We start from the raw sequence: 19408 nt of genomic DNA on the forward strand, positions 1-19408 counted from the left end.
GGTAGCGTTTTCCCATGGTTGAGTATCGCTACCTCGGCAACAGTGGATTCAAGGTCTCGGAGATCACGTACGGCAACTGGGTGACGCATGCGTCGCAGGTGGAGAACGACGCGGCCATCGCGACCGTCCACAAGGCGCTGGACCTCGGCATCACCTCGTTCGACACCGCAGACGCGTACGCCAACACGGCCGCGGAGGTCGTGCTCGGCGAGGCGCTGAAGGGTCAGCCGCGCGAGACGCTCGAGATCTTCACGAAGGTGTATTGGCCGACCGGCCGCAAGGGGCCGAACGACCAGGGCCTCTCGCGCAAGCACATCTTCGACAGCATCAACGGGTCGCTCCGCCGTCTCGGTGTCGACTACGTCGACCTCTACCAGGCGCACCGCTACGACTACGAGACGCCGCTGGAAGAGACGATGCAGGCTTTCGCCGACATCGTCCGCCAGGGCAAGGCGCTCTACATCGGCGTCAGCGAGTGGACCGCCGAGCAGTTGCGCGAGGGGCACGCCCTCGCGACGAAGCTCGGGTTCCAGCTCGTGTCGAACCAGCCGCAGTACTCGGCGCTGTGGCGCGTCATCGAGGGCAAGGTCATTCCCGCCTCGCAGGAGCTCGGCATCTCGCAGATCGTCTGGTCGCCGCTCGCGCAGGGCGTGCTGACGGGCAAGTACCAGCCGGGCCAGCCCGTACCCGAGGGATCGCGCGCGACCGACGAGAAGAGCGGCGCGAACTTCATCAAGCGCTTCTTGAACGACGAGGTGCTCACGGCCGTTCAGAAGCTGAAGCCGATCGCCGATGAGGCGGGCCTCACCGTCGCGCAGCTCTCGCTCGCGTGGGTGCTGCACAACGAGAACATCGCTGCGGCGCTCGTCGGCGCCTCGCGTCCCGAGCAGCTCGAGGACACCGTGAAGGCCTCGGGTGTGAAGCTCGAGCAGTCGGCGTACGACGCGATCAACGATGCCCTCGGCGGGGTCGCGGTGACCGACCCGGCCGAGACCGACACGGTCTCGCCGAAGACCCGCCCGGCCTGATCGTGGCGGTAACGAGCGCCGGCATCCTGCCCTACCGCATCGCTGCGGACGGCACGGTGTCGGCGCTCGTCGCCCACATGGGCGGACCGTTCTGGGCGGCCAAGGACGCCGGGGCGTGGTCGATCGTCAAGGGCGAGTACGACCCCGACGACGAGGCGGCCCTGGATGCCGCGCGGCGCGAGTTCCGCGAAGAGCTCGGGCTCGAGCCGCCCGACGGCGAGTACGCCGAGCTCGGCACCTTCTCGTACTCGTCGGGCAAGCGCATCACGGTGTTCGTCGTCGACGGCAGCGGGTTCGATGCCTCGAACGCGGCATTCGGCGAGTTCGAGATGGAGTGGCCGCCGCGGTCGGGGCGCACGGCGTCGTTCCCCGAGGTCGACCGGGTCGAGTGGGTCGAGGTGGGGCGCGCTCGCGAGCTGCTCGTCAAGGGTCAGCGACCGGCCCTCGACCGGCTCGATGAACTCGTTCAAGCGAGCGGGAGGTAGTCGAGGGTGGCGCAGCATCGCATGCTTCCCGCCGACCGGTGGGAGCCGTTCTCCGATGAGCACCTGGCGCGCGTCATCCCCGTCGCCACGGATCGCATCGTCCGGGCCTCGGCCGCCGCGGACTTCGCGCCGCGGCAAGCGGAGATGGTGATCTTCGACGCGTGCGGCATGAGCGCGGACGGCGTGCGCATCTGGCATGCAGCCCGATGGCTCGGCGAGTCAGCGAACGCACGCGCCCGGTCGTCGGCTCGGCTTCGCTTCGGCGGTCGCGCATCCAGCATTGGCTGGATCGGGTGGGTGCTGGTGCTCGCCGCCCTCACCGCCGGACTCGCATTCGCCGTCGCGCTGCAGACGAAGGACGTGGTGCTCACAGCCGCGTTCTCCGCCGCGACGGCGATGGCGGTGCTGGTGGCGGCCGCGGGCGCGCGAGGACGCCCGCTCGATCGTGCGCTGTGGCGGCCGCAGGCTGTCGCCCTCGTCGGGACGGCGGTTGCCGCCGTCCTCGTCGGCAACGGTGCCACCGCCTCCGCGATGGCCGTGCTGGTGGCTGCCCCGGTCATCGTCGTCACCTCCCTGGTCGCAGGCATGATCATCCGGGGCGCCAAGCCGCAGCAGGCCCGCGAGGTGGATGACAGTCTGACCGCCGCTTACCGGGCGGTCATCGCGGACCTTCCCGCTCATGTCGAGCGTCTCGAGCGCGAGACGAGCGCTGCACTGCCGCCGGAGCGAGCCCGGTTCGTCGAACGCGTCCGCGCCGCCGTGTTCGAACGAGTGCGGGCCGACGAGCGCGTGCCCGAGCGGGCGCGGAGAAGGCTCGCGCGGCACGGGGACGCGCACGGCGCGGGCGGTGTCATCATCGCGGATTTCGCCGATCCGCTCACCTGGATGCCGGAGGCGCTCGCGCGGTCGGCGTACACCACGGACGATCCGCGGCATCCCGACAATCGGGACGGCTGACCGGTCTCGCCGTCCCGTCAGCGCTTCTTCTTCGGGGCCTCCGCCACGTCGAGCTTGTCGTGCAGCCCACCCAGCGATGACCAGGCGCTCGCCGTTCCCTTCGCCGCGTGCTCGGCGCCGCGAACCGCTCGCTCGTCGGCCCACTCGTTCAGGACGTGGCCGCGGTGCCCGCGGACGTGCTCGAGGATGACGTCGGGCAGGCCGCGCGCACGGCGGGCGTCGCGGGCGGCGATGAGCTGCTCGAGGATGTCGCGGTTCTTCGTCGGCGCGCCGGTCGAGGTCTTCCAGCCGCGGCGGCGATGGCCGTCCATCCACGATGCGTACGTGTCGATCGCGTACTTGGAATCGGCCTGAACGACGAGCTCGCGGACGTCGGGGTGGTCCTCGATCGCCTTCAGCAGCCCGAGCAGCTCGCCGATGTTGTTCGTGCCCTGCGGGATCGCTCCGGCGGCCCAGTGGCCGTCCTCGCCGACCCAGGCCCAGCCGGTCGGTCCGGGATTGCCCTTGCAGGCGCCGTCGGTGGCCACGGTGTATCGGTCGGAACTCACTCGGGCAAGGGTACCCGGGGAGTCGTGCGATGCGGTTTCTGTATACGTTGGAGTCCGATTCCGCGGTTTTGACCCGCCGAAGCGGGCTCTGTGTATACAATCGTCGCATGGTGGCCGAGGGCGGAGCACGGGCGGGAGAGCGCGCCTACGCCGCTCTGCTGGCCGAGATCCAGAAGGGCGACCTCGCTCCCGGGGCGGTGCTCGGCGAGGTGGAGCAGGCGACGCGACTGGGCGTCAGCCGTACTCCGCTGCGCGAGGCTCTCCGGCGACTCGCGGCCGACGGCCTCGTGCGCCAGGCCTCGCCGCGGGTGACTGTCGTCGCCGACATCGATCGCGACGACATCCGCTCGCTGTTCGAGGTGCGGCGAGCGCTCGAGGAGACCGCCGCACGGCTCGCGGCATCCCGGGGCGACGCCGCGCTCTTCGCCGAGCTCGCCGCGGCGTTCGACCGCACCGCGCAGGCCGATGCGCCCGCAGCGGGTGACCCCGACGCGTACTACGCGCTCATCGCTCGCTTCGACGCGGCGCTCGACGACGCCGCAGGCAACGCCTATCTGACGTCGGCGCTGACGAAGGTCCGCGCTCACCTCGTGCGGGTTCGCCGCCTCGCACGCGACAACCCGGCGCGGCTCGCGGCGTCGATCGAGGAGCACCGGCTCATCGCGAGCGCCATCGCCGCCCGCGACGCCGACCTCGCCGCCCACGCGACCCATGTGCACCTGCACAACGCCCTGACCAGCATCCTCGACTCCCTGGAGGCATCCGCATGACCGTCAGCCATCACGTCCGCGTCCACCGCAGCGACGAGGAGCTCGCGCGCGAGGACCAGCTCGCGTGGAAGATCGCCGAGGTCGCCGTCGACCCCGTGGCGGTCGAGCCCGCCGTGGTCGACATGATCGTGAACCGCATCATCGACAACGCCGCCGTCGCGGCGGCATCCCTCACCCGGGCGCCCGTCAGCTCGGCCCGCGCGCAGGCGCTCGACCACCCGGTCTCGCGGGGCGGCGCGGGGGCGAGCGTGTTCGGCGTGACTGACCGCACGAGCCCCGAGTGGGCCGCGTGGGCGAACGGCGTCGCGGTGCGCGAGCTCGATTACCACGACACCTTCCTCGCCGCCGACTACTCGCATCCCGGCGACAACATCCCGCCGATCCTCGCGGTCGCTCAGCACGTCGGTGCCGACGGTGCGGCGCTCGTGCGGGGCCTCGCGACCGGGTACGAGATCCAGATCGACCTCGTGCGGGCCATCTGCCTGCACAAGCACAAGATCGACCACGTCGCCCACCTCGGGCCTTCGGCCGCCGCCGGCATCGGCACGCTGCTCGGCCTCGACACCGCGACGATCTACCAGGCGGTCGGCCAGGCGCTGCACACGACCACCGCGACGCGCCAGTCGCGCAAGGGCGAGATCTCGACCTGGAAGGCCCACGCCCCCGCCTTCGCCGGCAAGCTCGCGGTCGAGGCCGTCGACCGCGCGATGCGCGGCGAGACGAGCCCGAACCCGATCTACGAGGGTGAGGACGGTGTCATCGCGTGGCTGCTCGACGGACCGGATGCCGCCTACACGGTGCCGCTGCCGGCGCCGGGAGAGCCCAAGCGCGGCATCCTCGACTCGTACACGAAGGAGCACTCGGCCGAGTATCAGGCGCAGGCGTGGATCGACCTCGCGCGCAAGCTGCACGGCGAGCACCCCGAGCTGCTCGACTCCGCGAACGTCGAGAGCATCGTGCTCCACACCAGCCACCACACGCACTACGTCATCGGCTCGGGGGCGAACGACCCGCAGAAGTACGACCCGACCGCGTCGCGCGAGACGCTCGACCACTCGATCCCGTACATCTTCGCGGTCGCACTGCAGGACGGCGGCTGGCACCACGTCGACTCGTACACGCCCGAGCGCGCCGCCCGCCCCGACACGGTCGCCCTGTGGCAGCGAATCACGACGGCCGAGGATGCCGAATGGACGCGGCGCTACCACTCGGAGGATCCGGCGGAGAAGGCCTTCGGCGGGCGCGTCGAGATCCGGATGGCCGACGGCTCGACGATCGTCGACGAGATCGCCGTCGCCGACGCCCACCCGCTCGGTGCTCGCCCGTTCGCGCGCGAGGACTACATCCGCAAGTTCCGGATCCTCGCCGAGCCCGTGCTCGAACCGGCCCAGATCGAGCGCTTCCTCGACCTCGCGCAGCGTCTGCCCGATCTCACGGCAGACGAGGTGCGCGAGCTGAACATCGTCGCACGTGACGGCGTCATCGCGTCCGCGCCGAACCCGCGAGGGCTGTTCTGATGCTGTATTCGCAGACCACCGCCGCCGACAAGCGCCGCATCCTCCGGGAACGACTCGCCAGCGGAGAGACGCTGCGCTTTCCGGGAGCGTTCAACCCGCTCTCGGCCCGGCTCATCGAGCGGCACGGCTTCGACGGCGTGTACGTCTCGGGTGCGGTCATCGCGGCTGACCTCGGGCTGCCCGATGTGGGCCTCACGACGCTGAGCGAGGTCGCCGGGCGCGGCCAGCAGATCGCGCGGATGACGGAGCTTCCGGCGATCATCGACGCCGACACGGGCTTCGGCGAGCCGATGAACGTCGCCCGCACGATCCAGACGCTCGAGGATGCCGGCCTCGCCGGATGCCACATCGAGGACCAGGTCAACCCCAAGCGCTGCGGGCACCTCGACGGAAAGAGCGTCGTCGACGAGAACACGGCCGTGGGCCGCATCCGGGCTGCCGTCGACGCCCGGCGCGACGCGAACTTCCTCATCATGGCGCGCACCGATGTGCGGGCGATCGAGGGGATGGATGCCGCCGTCGACCGCGCCCGCGCGCTCGTCGACGCCGGGGCCGACGCGATCTTCCCCGAGGCGATGCGCGACCTCGCGGAGTTCGAGGCGATGGCGTCGGCCGTCGACGTGCCGATCCTGGCGAACATGACGGAGTTCGGGAAGTCGGAGCTGTTCACCGTCGACCAGTTGCGCGACGCGGGCGTGCGGATCGTGATCTGGCCCGTCTCGCTGCTGCGCATCGCGATGGGCGCGGCGGGCCGTGCGCTCGAGGAGCTCACGACGGCGGGGAATCTGACGGCGAAGCTCGGCGAGATGCAGCACCGCGCCGACCTGTACGACCTCGTCGACTACGAGGGCTACACGCGTTTCGACTCGTCGGTCTTCGACTTCACCCTGTCGACTCGCCAGAATGAGTCGATCGACCGGCGCTGAGACCCGCGAATTCTGGCTACTCGACGGAGAGGGAACAGAACATGACCGAGCAAGACATCCGTAAGGGGCTCGTGGGGGTCGTCGCCGACGTGACGGCGATCTCGAAGGTGAACCCCGAGACGAACTCGCTGCTCTACCGGGGCTACCCGGTGCAGGAGCTCGCCGCGACGCAGCCGGTCGACGCCGTGGCGCATCTGCTGTGGCACGGCGAACTGCCGACCGACGACCAGCTCGCCGAGCAGCGCCGGCGGGCTCGGCCGCAGCGGGCGCTGCCGCCGGAGCTGCGGGAGGCGATCGACCGGATGCCGGTGGACGCGCACCCGATGGACGAGGTGCGGACCGCCGTGAGCGTTCTCGGCGCTCTCGACACCGCCGGCGCGGCATCCGTGCTCGACGCCGTCGGGACGCCCGAGCGCAACCGCGAGCGAAGCCTGCGCCTGTTCGCGGTGCTGCCGGCGGTCGTCGCCTACGGGCAGCGTCGCCGCCGCGGGCTCGGCCCCATCGAGCCGCGCGACGACCTCGACGACGCGGCGAACTTCCTGTGGATGACCTTCGGCGAGGAGCCCGATCCGGTCGTCGCCGACGCGTTCAACCGGTCGCTGATCCTCTACGCCGAGCACTCGTTCAACGCCTCGACCTTCACGGCTCGGGTCATCGCTTCGACCCTGAGCGACCTGTACTCGGCCGTCGTCGGGGCGATCGGAGCCCTCAAGGGGCCGCTCCACGGCGGCGCGAACGAGGCGGTGATGCACGTCTTCGACGAGATCGGGGATGCCGCCGCCGTCGAGGCCTGGCTCGACCGGGCGCTCGCCGAGAAGCGAAAGATCATGGGGTTCGGTCACCGCGTCTACAAGCGCGGCGATTCGCGGGTTCCGACGATGAAGGCGGCGCTCGACGCGTTGGTCGCCCACTACGACCGGCCGGATGTCGCGGAGCTCTACGACGCCCTCGAGCGCGAGTTCACCGAGCGCAAGGGCATCTACCCGAACCTCGACTATCCGTCGGGCCCCGCGTACAACCTCATGGGGTTCGACACCGTCACTTTCACGCCCCTCTTCGTCGCGGCCCGCGTGGTCGGATGGACGGCGCACATCGTGGAGCAGTACGCCGCCAATGCGCTCATCCGGCCGCTGTCGGCGTACGACGGGCCGGATGAGCGCCACGTCGACGGATATGTCGCCGACGAGGCCGAGGTCGAGGCAGCAGAGCGCCCCGAGGAAGCCGCCGGCTGACGGCTCCCTCGGGGCGGACTCGGACGGGTCAGGCGGTTCGGTGGCGACGCGCGGCGACCAGGAGGCCGCCCAGCGCGAGGGCGAGGATGCCCGCCACCGCGAATCCGATCGGAGCCGTCCCGCCGGTGACGGCGATCGTGCCCGCCGGCGCGGCGGCCGTCACCGTCACGGCGACCTCGATCGGCGTGAGCGTCCCCGACGTCACGACGAGGCGGTGCGCGCCGACCTCGAAGTCACGCGGGATCGCGATCGAGAACGCCGTGCGGCCGGATGCGTCGGCCGCGGGGATGCCGCTGACGACGATCGGCTCGCTGAACAGTGTCGCGGCGATCCGCTGGCCCGGCTCGAGGCCGGTCACCGTGACATCGAGCGTGCCGCCCTGCGCGACCGTGCTGCCGCCGAGCTCGACCGTCGCCCACGGCTGTACGGGCTCGCCGGGCTCGCCGGGCTCCGTGGGCTCGCCGTCACCGGGCGCGCCGGGGCCGGGGAAGCCGGGCTGCTCGACCGGCGGCTGCTCGCCGGCGACGTAGGCACGGTTCGCCGGCGCCGGTGAGACCGGGCCCACGGCGGCGAAGAACTCCACCGTCGCCTGCAGGTCGACCTGGCCGGAGTCCGCCGCGCCGGTGCCCGTCGCGAAGGTGCCGAAGTTGTCGCCGCCGCCCGCGAGGAACGAGTTGGTGACGACGCGGATCTTCGTGGTGGTGTCGTCGAGCGCGAGCTGCTCACCGTTCAGCTGCATCGAGCGGATGTGCGAGCCCCTCGTTCCCTCGGGTGCGTACTCGAACGTGAAGCCCTTCGACACGCCCATCGCGAGCTTGGGACGCGACGCTCCGTCGGGCTGCCACTGCTCCTCGAGAACCTGCTTGATCTGTGCCGGGGTGAGCTCGAGCGTGACCAGGGTGTTCGCGAACGGCTGGACGTTGGCGACCTCACGGTATGACACAGCGCCGTTGTCGTCGCCGAACAGCAGGTCGGCGCGCAGGCCGCCCGGGTTCATGAACGCCACCTCGGCGTCGCGCCCACCGTAGGCCGGGTTCTGCGACGTGGCCCACAGGTAGACGTCGGCGACGGTGTTGCCGAGCGTCGAGTGCACGCCGCGGTCCTCCGAGCCCGACGCGGTCTTGCCGCGCAGGATGTCGGCGGTGATCGAGCCGACCTGCACGCGGCCCTTCTCGTCCGCGATGCGCACCGCGTTCGCGACGACCTGGGCCGTCTCGGTGTCGGGGTAGGCGATGTACTGCCCCAGCGTGGCGTCGTACAGCGACACCGTGCTGGGGGTGATCGACTCGAGTTCGCCCGCGTCGGTCAGCTCGATGTCCAGCGCGCCGAGCGTCGTGCCGTACTGGTGCGCCTGGAGCACCGGGCGCCCGCCGATCTCGCACGCGTACTTCTGGTGCGTGTGAGCGGAGACGATCGCGTCGATGTCGTCGGACGCGCCACGGACGAGGTCGCCGAAGTCGCCGGTCTCGGTGGCGATCGCGGTGCAGTCGGAGCCCGCGGAGCCCTCGTGCGCGAGAAGCACCACGACGTCCGCGCCCTCGGCGACCGCGTCGGCCGCTGCATCGTTGGCCGATGCGACCTGGTCGCGGAACTCGATGCCCGCGATGCCCTGTGGGCTCACCATGCCCGCGGTCTGCTCGGTCACGGTGCCGACGAACGCGATCTGCGTGCCGTCGACCTCCTTGATCGTGTACGGCTTGAGCGCGTGCTCGTCGGTGCCCTTCACGAAGACGTTCGCACCGAGTGCGAAGTCGCTGAAGGCGTCGGCATCCGCGTCCTCCTCGAATCGAGGGATGACGCGACCGGTCAGGTCGTCGAAACCACGGTCGAATTCGTGGTTGCCGACTGCGCTGACGTCGAGGCCGGCCGTCTTCAGTGCGTCGATCGTGGGGGTGTCCTGATCGATGAACGACTCGAACGCCGACGCGCCGATGTTGTCACCGGCCGAGACGAGCAGGGTGTTCGGGTTCTGCTGGCGGAACGTGTCGACCGCGCCCACGAGGACAGCGGCACCCGCGACGCCGCTGGATTCCTGCACGAGCCGCCCGTGGAAGTCGTTGATCGTCAGCACGCGGATGTCGGGCTGCGCGACGGGAGCGCCGCCGACGAGCTGCTCGATGCTGTACAGCGTCGTCGTTCCCGACACCTCGTTGCCGACCGCGAGCAGCGGCTGGCCCGTGGGGGAGCGGTGCGCCCCGATGAAGTGGATGCCCTCGGGGCCGAGGTCGCCCGCGGCGGGGGAGTCGGCGGCGGCGCTGAAGTCGCGGTTGTTGACGTACGTCACGTACGTCGCCGCCTTCGGATCCGTGATGTCGTAGACGATGACGCCGCCGACGCGCTCGAAGCCGATGAAGGCGTACGTGCGGCCGCCGACCGTCCCGATCGAAAGGTTCTCGGGCTCGGGGCCCTTGTCGTCGCTGCGTCCCTCGAGGTTGGCCTCGGTGTGGTTCGAGTTGAAGTACTCGGGCGCGACGCGCGCGAGGATCTGCTCGAACTGGTCGCCCGAGTCGAACACCAGCGAGCCGTCGGTGCCCCAGATCGAGAACGAGCGACCGCCGAAGGAGTACAGCTCGTCGTAGCAGCTGCCGTCCGCGCGCAGACCGTTCTCGATCGTGACGTTCAGACGTCCGAGGGCTGCATCGCCGAGCTGCGCCGCGAGGGGAGAATCGGCGCAGACGGCCGGGAGCCCCTTCTTGCCGAGGTCTTTCACGCGGACGGCCTCCGCGTAGTCGCCCCACTCGCGGGCGTCGCCCTCGTTGGCGGTGACGAGGTAGGTCGTGGCCTTGCCGCCCGCCGTGGCCGAGTACGACTGGATGCCGTCGGGCATGTACATGCCCTTCAGCCCGGCGTACTCGGCGATGTTGATCGCGCCGTCCTTGTCGCTCGCGTCGAGCCCGTTGCCGACCGCGCCGTGATCCTTGAACCCGAGCGGGACGACCTTGGTGACCTCGGCCTTGGCGAGGTCGACGACGGCGATCGCGTTCGCCTCCTGGAGCGCCGCGTAAGCGGTCGTGCCGTCGACGGTGATGTACTCGGGCTCGAGGTTGCGGCTCACACGATTGGCGGTGAGGGGCTTGTCTCCCTGGTCCGGTGCCGCGACGTCCGGTCCGAACACGCGCACGCCGGCCGGAAGCGTCTTCGAGCCGCCGGGCTCGAACGCGCCGAAGCCCGCGATGCGCACGGCCGCCGGCGCGGGGGCCGAGACGGTCTTGGGGAGCGCGACGACGCCGACGGATCCTTCCGGGTCGACCGAGAAGTCGTCGGCGGGCTCGCCCTCGTTCGCGACGACCGCGTACGCGCCGTCCTTCGAGATCGTGACCATATCGGGCAGGGCGCCGACGGTGACCGAGCCGAGGCGAGCGGCTGCCGCGTCGCCGGCGTTCGCGTCGAAGAAGACCAGTGACCCGTTCGCGGTCTTGTCCTCGGCCTCGAACGCCACGATGCCCAGACCGTCGTCGCGGATCGCAAGGGAGTTCGCCGTGCCGGCATCGGCGATGGTGAACAGCTCGACGGGAGCCGTCGGGTCGCTGTTGTCGAGCACCGTCACCGAGCCGGCCTGCGCGTTGACGACGTAGAGGCGGTCGCGGTACGACTGCACGATCTCGGCGGCGGACTCATCGAAGACGCCGGTCTCGTGGGTGCCGATGGGTGTGAGCGCGAGCGTCGCGCCGGGAGCGGAGTCGGTGATCGGTTCGCTGACGATCGCGGCGGATGCCGTGGTGAGCGGCGTCAGTGCCAGCGTGCAGGTGAGTGCGGCCGTCGCGACGGCGGCGAGCGCGCGGGGAACCGTGCGGCTCCGGGCAGGCGAAGGCATAGGTGTCCTCTGGTCGGGTGAACGGGTGCAGGTCGTGAGTACTCTCCGCACGTGTCCGGCATGTGAATGCCCGGCAACCGATCGGAGACGCGCGGAGAGGCGCGTGGCACGATGAGGGGATGAGCGACTACACGACCATCGTCAGCGAGACGCGAGGGCGCGTCGGCTGGCTGACACTGAACCGACCGGAGGCGTTGAACGCCCTGAACTCGACGCTCGTCGCCGAGCTCGCCGACGCGGCCATGGCGTTCGACCGCGACGAGGCGATCGGCGCGATCGTCGTGACCGGCTCGGAGCGGGCGTTCGCGGCCGGCGCGGACATCAAAGAGATGGCGGGCAAGAGTGCCCGCGACATGTCGATGGAGAACCCTTTCGCCGCGTTGGAGGACTTCGCGCGGGTGCGTACCCCCGTTGTCGCCGCGGTTGCCGGGTTCGCGCTCGGCGGCGGGTGCGAGCTGGCGATGATGTGCGACATCGTGCTGGCCGCCGACACCGCGGTGTTCGGGCAGCCGGAGATCGACCTCGGCGTCATTCCGGGCATCGGCGGGACGCAGCGGCTGACGCGCGCGGTCGGCTACTACAAGGCCGCGGAGCTCGTGCTGACCGGACGGCGGATGCCGGCGGAGGAGGCGGAGCGTGCGGGGCTCGTGTCTCGTGTGGTTCCGGCGGCGCAGCTGCTCGACGAAGCCGGTGCCGTCGCCGAGCGGATCGCGTCGCGATCGCTGCCGGTCGCCTATGCGGCGAAGCAGGCGCTACGCGCCTCGCAGGAGACGAGTGCCGCGGAGGGGCTGCGCCTCGAGCGCACGCTCTTCGCGTCGTTGTTCGCGCTCGAGGACCAGAAGGAAGGCATGGCCGCCTTTGCCGAGAAGCGCGCCCCCGAGTTCCGCCACCGCTGACCTGCCGCGGTGTTGGTCGAACGCGGGGCCGCCGCACGCCGACGGGTGACGGTGATCGTGGCCGTCGGCGTCGCACTGGTGCTCGCGGCGGCGGGTGCCGTCGCGTTCGCCCGCTGGGTGCTGAGCCTCGATGCGATGCGTGGGTTCGTCGAGCGGTACCCGGGCGCATACCCGCTGCCGGCGGGGGCGCCGGTCGGGATTCCGCCGTGGCTCGCCTGGCAGCACTTCTTCAACGCCTTCCTGATGGTGCTGATCATTCGCACGGGTCTGCAGGCGCGGAAGGAGAAGCGTCCGAGGGTGTTCTGGTCACCGCGGGGCAGGCCGAAGCGCCGGACGAGCCTCACGATCTGGTTCCATCAGGCGCTCGACGTCATCTGGATCGGCAACGGCATCGTGTTCGTCATCCTGCTCTTCGCGACCGGACAGTGGATGCGGATCGTGCCGACGAGCTGGGACGTGCTGCCGAATGCTGCCTCGGCGGCGTTGCAGTACGTGTCGCTCGACTGGCCGACGGAGAACGGCTGGGTGAATTACAACAGCCTGCAGCAGCTCGCGTACGCCACGACCGTGTTCGTCGCGGCACCGCTCGCGGTCGTCACCGGCGCGCGGCTCAGCACGGTCTGGCCGCGGGGCGACGGGCGGATCAACCGTCTGTACCCGCTCGAGTGGGCACGACGCCTGCACGTGCTGGTGATGCTTTTCTTCGTCGTCTTCATCGTGACCCATGTCGCTCTCGTCCTGGCTACGGGAGCGCTCCGCAACCTCAACCACATGTACGCCGCACAAGGATCGGCGGACCCGACGGCCTACGCCGACAACTGGACCGGCTTCTGGCTGTTCGTCCTGTCGCTCGCCGTCATCGTCGGGGCGTGCGTCGCCGCTCGCCCCGCTGTCCTCGTACCGATCGCGCGTTTGTTCGGCACGACCATCACCCGTTGACCGTCGTCGGCCGGTCGGAGATCACGCCCGCGCGATCAGGCGGTGTCAGAAGGGTGGCGGTTCGTCCGGCGGTGGTCCGCCGCGTGTCGCATCCGGTGGCGGATCCGTGGTGTCGATGGTGAAGCAGACCGCGGGTATGGGTACGTCTTCGCGGTAGACCCGGCCGAGGGGTGAGGTCCATTCGAGAACGCCGCCGCCGATCTGCCTGACCTCCCACTTCGTGAATTGCTTCATCGAGTGGTGTCGTTGGCAGAGGTGGGCGAGGCTGAAGATGTGGGTGTGCCCGCCGAGGGCGTAGTCGATCGTGTGGTCGATCTCGCAGCGGATCGCGGCTCTGCGGCATCCGGGGAATCGGCAGTGCTGGTCCCGTGCCATCAGAAGTTTCTTCATCGAAGCGGTCGGCCGGTAGGTGTCGATCTCGACCGGGGTGCGGGTGACGGGGTCGATGAACAGCCGGTCCCACTCGCTGACCTGCCCGGCGAGCTCGCGCGCCGTATCCGCATCGATCAGCGCGCCCCCGACGGCTTCGGCCGGGTTCTCGTCACGCCCCATCAACGTCTCGGCGGTGACCGCCACCTGAACCCGCGCGCGGATCGCCCCGAGCCCACCAGCCCGGTCGATCCCATACGTCGGGTCAACGACCGGCGCCCCGCCGAGCACCAGGTCGCCCAGGATGTCGGCGCGCAGCTGATCCATCGTCCTGGTGTCGGCGGGCTCCCCCGACCCAGCGGCATCCGCCCCATCGCTCTCCGCCCCGTTACTCTCCGCCCGCGCGTCCTTCACCGACTGCCCCATCTGCGTGAGCCGGTCGAGCATCCCCGCGGCGATGACCGTCGGGAGGTTCGCGACGAGGTTCGACATCCCATCCGACCCGTGGAACACCCGCACGCACCGCTCCGCCGCGGCAGCCTTGTGTCGGTCGGCGAACGTCTGCGTATGCAACCGGGCCGCCAACGCATCCAGCGCACCCCGCACCCGCGACGGCACATCCCGCTCGCACACCGTGATCGCGGCTGCCTCGTACGCCGACCGCACCTCGTCAGGAACCCTCGCGCCGACCCGCACGACCACATCGACGTGTCCGCGTTCGATCCGCCGCTGCACCCACGCCTGGAACACGGCCGGGTAGTCGTCGATGACGGTCATCGCGTGGTCGATCTCGCCCTGCAGGCGCCGATCGGTGAGCCGCGCCATCCCGGCCGCCTCGGCTGCGACCGACCGCAGCTCCATGTCCGACGCCATCCCACGAACCCCGTCGCGCCGCGCGTCGTGCAGTGCAGCGTGGCCCAGGTCCGCCAGCGCCCGGGTGCGGGCGATATCGGCGGCGTGAGAGAGGTCGAGCGCCTCGGCGTAACGCGAGAAAACAAGCGCTTGCGACGGCGTGGGTGCCTCGCGTCCCACCTCGCCACCCGCGCCATTCGCTGTCATGTTCCCATGATGGCAGTGGAGTACGACATCGAAGTCGAACAGAGGTGCGAATGTGGGCAACTCGCTAAGAAGACCGGCGGGGGAGGAGCGGCGCCGATCGCTCCGCCGCCGTCACCCGGCCGGCGCCGGGTCAGCGGACGAAGCGGACCTCGGTCAGCGTCTCGCCGAGGAACGGCTCGGTGTGGGTCTGCCCGTCGAGCGTGAAGCCATTTCGCTCGTAGAAGCGGTGCGCGCGGGGGTTGTCCTCCGCGACCCACAGGTAGACGCCCTCGTCCTTCTCGACGGCCGCGTCGAAGAGCCGCTGACCGATGCCGGTGCCGTGCCAGGCGTCGAGCAGGTAGATGAAGTACAGCTCGCGCATCCGGGGGGCGTCGCGATCGCGCGCCGGGCCCGACCCGACGAAGCCGACGATCTCGCCGCGGACGAGCGCGGCGTACATCCGGAAGTCCTCGCCCTGCGCGGCCCAGTGGGTCCACAGCTCGGCGAGTCGTCGCGGCGAGACGCTCTGTAGAGCGGCGGTGCTGATGAGGTGGTCGTAGGTCTCGTGCCAGCAGGTGGCGTGCACCCGCCCGAGGGCTTCGGCGTCGACATCCCGCACCGGACGGACGACGATGTCGGTCTGCAGTTCGGCTTCCATGGCCAGACTCTACGCGCGGCCGGCGACGGCGTGAAATCGGGGAGTCGGGGTTGCGCCGCCTGCCGTCATGCGCCGACACCGTCCACCACGGCGACCTCGACCGAGACCAGGCCGACCTCGCCCGGGCTCCAGCCCGCCGCGACCAGTCGAGCCCGCAGCGCTCGTTCGATGACCCTCTGCTCGCTGGGGCTGTGCAGCCGTGCACCGGCCCCCGCGGGTTCGACGACGGCGCCGGGATCGATAGTCCGCGCCGCGGCGATCAGGTCCTCCCGCATCCGATCGGCGCGCGCGGCCCCGAGGGCGGTTCGGACGATCTCGTACGAACCCAGCGTGACCGTCCACGCCGGCCCCCGGTCGTCGCCCGAGGCCCCGCGCGAGCGCTGCGCGGCCAGCGCGGCGCTGCGGTCCGACAGGATCATCAGGAGGGCAGCGCCGCTCAGGAGGACGAGCACGGCCCCCGCGATGGTCGTCGGCACGACCGAGAACCCGAGGCGGTAGAGCGCTGAATCCCATCCGAGCGTGAGCCCCACGCCGGCGCGGCACACGGAGAAGAGCGCGTAGACCGCCATGGTCGCTGCGAGGAGCCACGACCCGCGTCGCGCCGCGATGGCCGGGTGCCTCGCGGCGACGCTGGTCAACCCGCAGATGACCGCCATGATCAGGACCTTCACCGCGAGCGAGACGGGCAGCCCGATCGCCGCGGACACGACGCCGACGACAGCAGCGAGCGAGACGGCGATGCCGCCGCGGGCGAGGACGCCGCCGCCGAGCGAGCCGAGCCCGGCGAAGATCAGTCCCGGGCCGAGGACCATGGCGATGTCGCTGATGACGAGCGATGCCGGATCGCCGGTCTGGGTGTGGACGAGGTACAGCAGGCTGGACGTGGTGGCCGAGAGCGCGCCGACGATCCCGAAGCGCAGGAGCGCGCCGCGCCGACGCCAGCTCGGGCGCAGCGTGAACAGCACGACGAGACCGATGATCGTCATGAGGCACGCGAAGACCAGCGCGCATCCCGCTGTCAGCACGGCCCCACCCCCTCGCGCGCCGGCCCGTGAAGCGCGCTCACTCGCAACCTACGCGCTTCGGGGGCCGGGAGAAAAGCACAGCGGCCCAGAGCGTGCAAACCGGCCTGCTATGGTCGTGTTCCGACACGGGGTGCCCGCGACCGCGAGCTGAGATCAGACCCGTCGAACCTGCTCCAGTGCAATGCTGGCGAAGGGATGTCGAAAATGCGCGATGTCGTGCCCACCGTCCGAGGACCGGAAGCGGCGCTCCGAGCGCTGCGGGATGCCGCTCCGCTCACCCACTGCGTGACCAACGCCGTCGTCACCGGGTTCACCGCGAACGCGCTGCTCTCGCTCGGGGCGAGTCCGGCGATGGTCGACATCGAGGGTGAGGCGGGCATCTTCGCCGGCGTCGCCGACGGTGCCCTGATCAACCTCGGCACCCCGAATCCGCAGCAGCAGGCCAGCGCCCGCGAGATCGTGGCGGCGACGCGGCGCTGGGTGCTCGACCCCGTCGCGGTCGGGATGCTGCCGATCCGCACGGCCCTCGCCGCGGAGCTCGTCGCTGCTCGCCCCGCGATCATCCGCGGCAACGCCTCGGAGATCGCGGCGGTCGCCGGAACCGGCGCGGGCGGCCGCGGCGTCGACAGCATCGACGACCCGGACTCGGTGCACGCGGCCGCGGCGGCCCTGGCCCGCCGGTCCGGCGCGGTCGTCGCGGTGTCGGGCGCGACGGACCTCGTCACCGACGGAGAACGGGTCGCGCGGGTTCCCGGGGGAGACCCGCTGCTGACCCGGGTGACCGGCGGAGGCTGCTCGCTGGGCGCGACGATGGCGGCCTTCCTCGGCGTCGTCGAGCCCTTCTCGGCAGCCGTCGCAGCGTCGCTCGTGCACAAGCAGGCCGCCGAGGCTGCGGCATCCGTGTCGTCCGGTCCCGGCTCGTTCGCCGTCGCCTTCCTCGACGCGCTCGCGACGCTCGCTCCCGGCGACCTCGATGCCGCACGCGTCGCGACCCGCGCGATGGCGGCGGAGGGCGTCCGGTGACCCGCCGGGTCGACCTCGCCCTGCACCTCGTCACCGATGACCGGCTGAACGCCGACACGCTGCTGTCGATCGTCGACGCCGCCGTCGACGGGGGCGTGACGGTGGTGCAGCTGCGCGACAAGAGAGTGACCGCGGCCGAGCTGATCCGCCGCGCCCGGATGCTGTCGGATGTGATCGCGGGGCGGGTTCCGCTGCTCATCGACGACCGGGTCGACGTCGCCCTCGCCGCCATCGATGCGGGGGCCCGCGTGGACGGCGTGCATCTCGGTCAGAACGACATCCCGCCCACGACTGCGCGGCGAGTCCTCGGGCCGGACGCCGTCATCGGGTGGACGGCGAACACGGCGGCGCATCTGCAGGCCGCCCACGCGATGCCGGACGGCACCCTCGACTATCTCGGGGTCGGTGTGATCCGGCCGACGATCACGAAGGCCGATCACCCGCCCGCGCTGGGCATCGAGGGATTCGCGGAACGGGCCGCGGCGACGCCGCTCGCGTGCGTCGCGATCGGGGGCGTGGGTCCCGATGACGTCGCCGCCCTCCGCCGAGCGGGGGCGGCCGGGGTCGCCGTCGTCTCGGCGATCAGCGGTGCCGCGGACCCCGCCGCGGCCGCGCGCGCCTTCGCCGTCGCAGCGAGCGGGCGCGGTTCCGACACTGCGGACGGAGCGGTCCGGTGACCGCGGAGGCGCGGGCGCCGCGCGTGCCGCGGGTGCTGAGCATCGCGGGCACCGACCCGTCGGGCGGCGCGGGCATTCAAGCCGACCTCAAGTCGATCGCGGCGATGGGCGGCTACGGCATGGCCGTCGTCACGGCCCTCGTGGCGCAGAACACTCGTGGTGTGCGGGCCGTGCACGTGCCTCCGCCGGAGTTCTTGCGTACGCAGCTCGACGCGGTCGGCGATGACGTCGAGATCGATGCGATCAAGATCGGGATGCTGCATTCCGAGCCGCTCGTCGCGGTCGTCGACGACTGGCTGGCTCGGCGGGGCCATGACCTCGTCGTGCTGGACCCCGTCATGGTGGCCACGAGCGGCGATCGCCTGCTCGATCCCGCCGCAGAGGACGCGATCCGCGCCCTCTGCGGGCGCGCCGCCCTCGTGACGCCGAACCTCCCCGAGCTGGCCGTGCTCGCGGAGGAGCCGGTCGCACGCACGTGGCTCGCCGCCCTCGCCCAGGCACAGCGGTTCGCGCGCACATCGGGTGCGGCGGTGCTCGTCAAAGGCGGGCATCTCGACGGCGACGACTGCCCCGACGCGATCGTGACGCCGGACGGGGTCGCGGCGGAGGTGTCGCGCCGCCGCATCGCCTCGACCAACACCCACGGCACCGGGTGCTCCCTGTCGTCGGCGATGGCGACGCTCGGCGCGAGTGGCATCGGCTGGACCGTTGCCCTCGCGCGTGCGACCGAATGGTTGGCCGGTTCGATCACAGCGGGCGCGGCGCTCGGCGTCGGGCGAGGCAACGGCCCCGTCGACCACCTGCACGAGCTGCGCCCGCACCTCCCGTCGCCCGTGTCGTGGACAGAGCGCGCCTGGGCCGGCGCCGCTCCGCTCCGCGCCGCCGTCGACTCCTGCGCCTTCGTCGAGGGGCTGCGCACGGGAGAGCTCGATGAGCCGGTCTTCGCCTGGTACCTCCAGCAGGACGCGCTGTACCTCTCGGAGTACGCCCGTGTCCTCGCCCGAGCCAGCGCGCTCGCCCCGCGAGGCGAGGAACAGGTGTTCTGGGCGGAGGCCGCCGCCTCGGCGATCGCGGTCGAATCCGAGCTCCACCGCTCGCGGGTCGGCGCGGACGCCGCGGACCCTGCCGCCGCGACGCTCGCCTACACCGATCACCTCCACGCCGCATCCGCTCGCGGCTCGTACGGTGAGCTGGTCGCCGCCCTCCTGCCGTGCTTCTGGCTGTACTCCGATGTGGGCGAGCGATTCGCGGCGGCGTCGCACCCGCACCATCCGTATCGGGACTGGCTTTCGACCTACGCCGACCCCGCTTTCGCCGCATCGACCCGCGCCGCGATCGAGATCGTCGAGCGGGCGGCGGCGGACGCGTCGGCGGCAGAGCGCGCGCGGATGAGCGTCGCGTTCGCGCGATCGATGCGCCACGAGCTCGCCTTCTTCGAGGCGCCCATCGCAGCGCTGGCCGGCGCAACACGGGCGAGAGGGCCTGCGCGCGGGGCCTAGTCTGTGC

The 19408-nt window shown here is 71.1% G+C and carries 17 protein-coding genes and 1 riboswitch; of the genes, 12 read left to right on the plus strand and 5 right to left on the minus strand.

Annotation, left to right across the window (positions count from 1 at the left end; translation table 11 throughout):
* The first annotated feature begins 14 nt into the window (after positions 1-14).
* The 3 genes from P6897_RS02440 to P6897_RS02450 are packed head-to-tail and all read left to right on the plus strand — an operon-like array spanning position 15 to position 2470.
* Entirely contained in the window at positions 15-1028 is a 1014-nt protein-coding gene (locus P6897_RS02440; RefSeq protein WP_274178275.1) for an aldo/keto reductase family protein, read from the plus strand.
* Between the two features lie 2 nt (positions 1029-1030).
* On the plus strand, positions 1031-1513 hold the full coding sequence (locus P6897_RS02445) for an NUDIX domain-containing protein (protein ID WP_282501986.1): 483 nt from the start codon (positions 1031-1033) through the stop codon (positions 1511-1513).
* 6 nt (positions 1514-1519) lie between these two features.
* Positions 1520-2470 carry a hypothetical protein gene (locus P6897_RS02450; protein WP_274178277.1) on the plus strand — a complete coding sequence of 317 codons (951 nt, stop codon included), beginning with the start codon at positions 1520-1522 and terminating at the stop codon, positions 2468-2470.
* A 17-nt stretch (positions 2471-2487) separates the two neighbouring features.
* Here P6897_RS02450 and P6897_RS02455 read toward each other — a convergent pair whose 3' ends face one another.
* The gene (locus P6897_RS02455) at positions 2488-3018 is read right to left on the minus strand and encodes a ribonuclease H (protein ID WP_274178278.1); all 531 of its coding nucleotides are present in this window, start codon (positions 3016-3018) and stop codon (positions 2488-2490) included.
* A gap of 107 nt (positions 3019-3125) precedes the next feature.
* On the opposite strand from P6897_RS02455, the gene P6897_RS02460 reads away from it, so the two are divergent.
* From P6897_RS02460 to P6897_RS02475, 4 genes are read left to right on the plus strand one after another with little or no spacing between them, the layout of a single operon-like run.
* A complete protein-coding gene (locus P6897_RS02460; RefSeq protein ID WP_274178279.1) occupies positions 3126-3788 on the plus strand; it encodes a GntR family transcriptional regulator in 663 nt (220 codons plus the stop codon).
* Entirely contained in the window at positions 3785-5305 is a 1521-nt protein-coding gene (locus P6897_RS02465; protein ID WP_274178280.1) for an MmgE/PrpD family protein, read from the plus strand. Before P6897_RS02460 ends, P6897_RS02465 begins: the two co-directional genes overlap by 4 nt.
* A complete protein-coding gene (gene prpB / locus P6897_RS02470; protein ID WP_282501987.1) occupies positions 5305-6231 on the plus strand; it encodes a methylisocitrate lyase in 927 nt (308 codons plus the stop codon). The genes P6897_RS02465 and prpB overlap by 1 nt, the downstream gene beginning before the upstream one ends.
* A gap of 41 nt (positions 6232-6272) precedes the next feature.
* Positions 6273-7463 carry a bifunctional 2-methylcitrate synthase/citrate synthase gene (locus P6897_RS02475; protein WP_282501988.1) on the plus strand — a complete coding sequence of 397 codons (1191 nt, stop codon included), beginning with the start codon at positions 6273-6275 and terminating at the stop codon, positions 7461-7463.
* 28 nt (positions 7464-7491) lie between these two features.
* Here the strand turns inward: P6897_RS02475 and P6897_RS02480 are convergent, their stop codons facing one another.
* The gene (locus tag P6897_RS02480) at positions 7492-11277 is read right to left on the minus strand and encodes a choice-of-anchor I family protein (protein ID WP_282501989.1); all 3786 of its coding nucleotides are present in this window, start codon (positions 11275-11277) and stop codon (positions 7492-7494) included.
* 119 nt (positions 11278-11396) lie between these two features.
* On the opposite strand from P6897_RS02480, the gene P6897_RS02485 reads away from it, so the two are divergent.
* Both P6897_RS02485 and P6897_RS02490 read left to right on the plus strand, forming a co-directional pair.
* Entirely contained in the window at positions 11397-12173 is a 777-nt protein-coding gene (locus P6897_RS02485) for an enoyl-CoA hydratase-related protein (protein WP_274178284.1), read from the plus strand.
* Between the two features lie 9 nt (positions 12174-12182).
* Entirely contained in the window at positions 12183-13112 is a 930-nt protein-coding gene (locus P6897_RS02490; protein WP_282501990.1) for a cytochrome b/b6 domain-containing protein, read from the plus strand.
* A 45-nt stretch (positions 13113-13157) separates the two neighbouring features.
* On the opposite strand, the gene P6897_RS02495 is transcribed toward P6897_RS02490, so the two are convergent.
* From P6897_RS02495 to P6897_RS02505, 3 genes are all read right to left on the minus strand, one after another.
* A complete protein-coding gene (locus P6897_RS02495) occupies positions 13158-14540 on the minus strand; it encodes an HNH endonuclease signature motif containing protein (protein ID WP_282501991.1) in 1383 nt (460 codons plus the stop codon).
* Between the two features lie 130 nt (positions 14541-14670).
* Positions 14671-15177 carry a GNAT family N-acetyltransferase gene (locus P6897_RS02500; protein WP_112616251.1) on the minus strand — a complete coding sequence of 169 codons (507 nt, stop codon included), beginning with the start codon at positions 15175-15177 and terminating at the stop codon, positions 14671-14673.
* A gap of 65 nt (positions 15178-15242) precedes the next feature.
* Positions 15243-16202, minus strand: a complete 960-nt coding sequence (locus P6897_RS02505; protein WP_282501992.1) for a hypothetical protein — start codon at positions 16200-16202, stop codon at positions 15243-15245.
* A 116-nt stretch (positions 16203-16318) separates the two neighbouring features.
* Positions 16319-16415, plus strand: a riboswitch (TPP riboswitch).
* On the opposite strand from P6897_RS02505, the gene thiM reads away from it, so the two are divergent.
* From thiM to thiD, 3 genes are all read left to right on the plus strand, one after another.
* Positions 16398-17225 (plus strand): hydroxyethylthiazole kinase, encoded by an 828-nt coding sequence (gene thiM, locus P6897_RS02510; RefSeq protein WP_274178288.1) that lies wholly within the window; start codon positions 16398-16400, stop codon positions 17223-17225. Its footprint overlaps the riboswitch before it by 18 nt.
* The gene (gene thiE / locus P6897_RS02515; protein ID WP_282501993.1) at positions 17222-17902 is read left to right on the plus strand and encodes a thiamine phosphate synthase; all 681 of its coding nucleotides are present in this window, start codon (positions 17222-17224) and stop codon (positions 17900-17902) included. Before thiM ends, thiE begins: the two co-directional genes overlap by 4 nt.
* Positions 17899-19401, plus strand: coding sequence for a bifunctional hydroxymethylpyrimidine kinase/phosphomethylpyrimidine kinase (thiD, locus tag P6897_RS02520; protein ID WP_282501994.1), 1503 nt, complete (start codon positions 17899-17901; stop codon positions 19399-19401). Before thiE ends, thiD begins: the two co-directional genes overlap by 4 nt.
* The last annotated feature ends 7 nt before the right edge of the window (positions 19402-19408 follow it).

It is taken from the genome of Microbacterium sp. BDGP8 (assembly GCF_029991045.1).
GTDB classification, from domain to species: domain Bacteria; phylum Actinomycetota; class Actinomycetes; order Actinomycetales; family Microbacteriaceae; genus Microbacterium; species Microbacterium plantarum.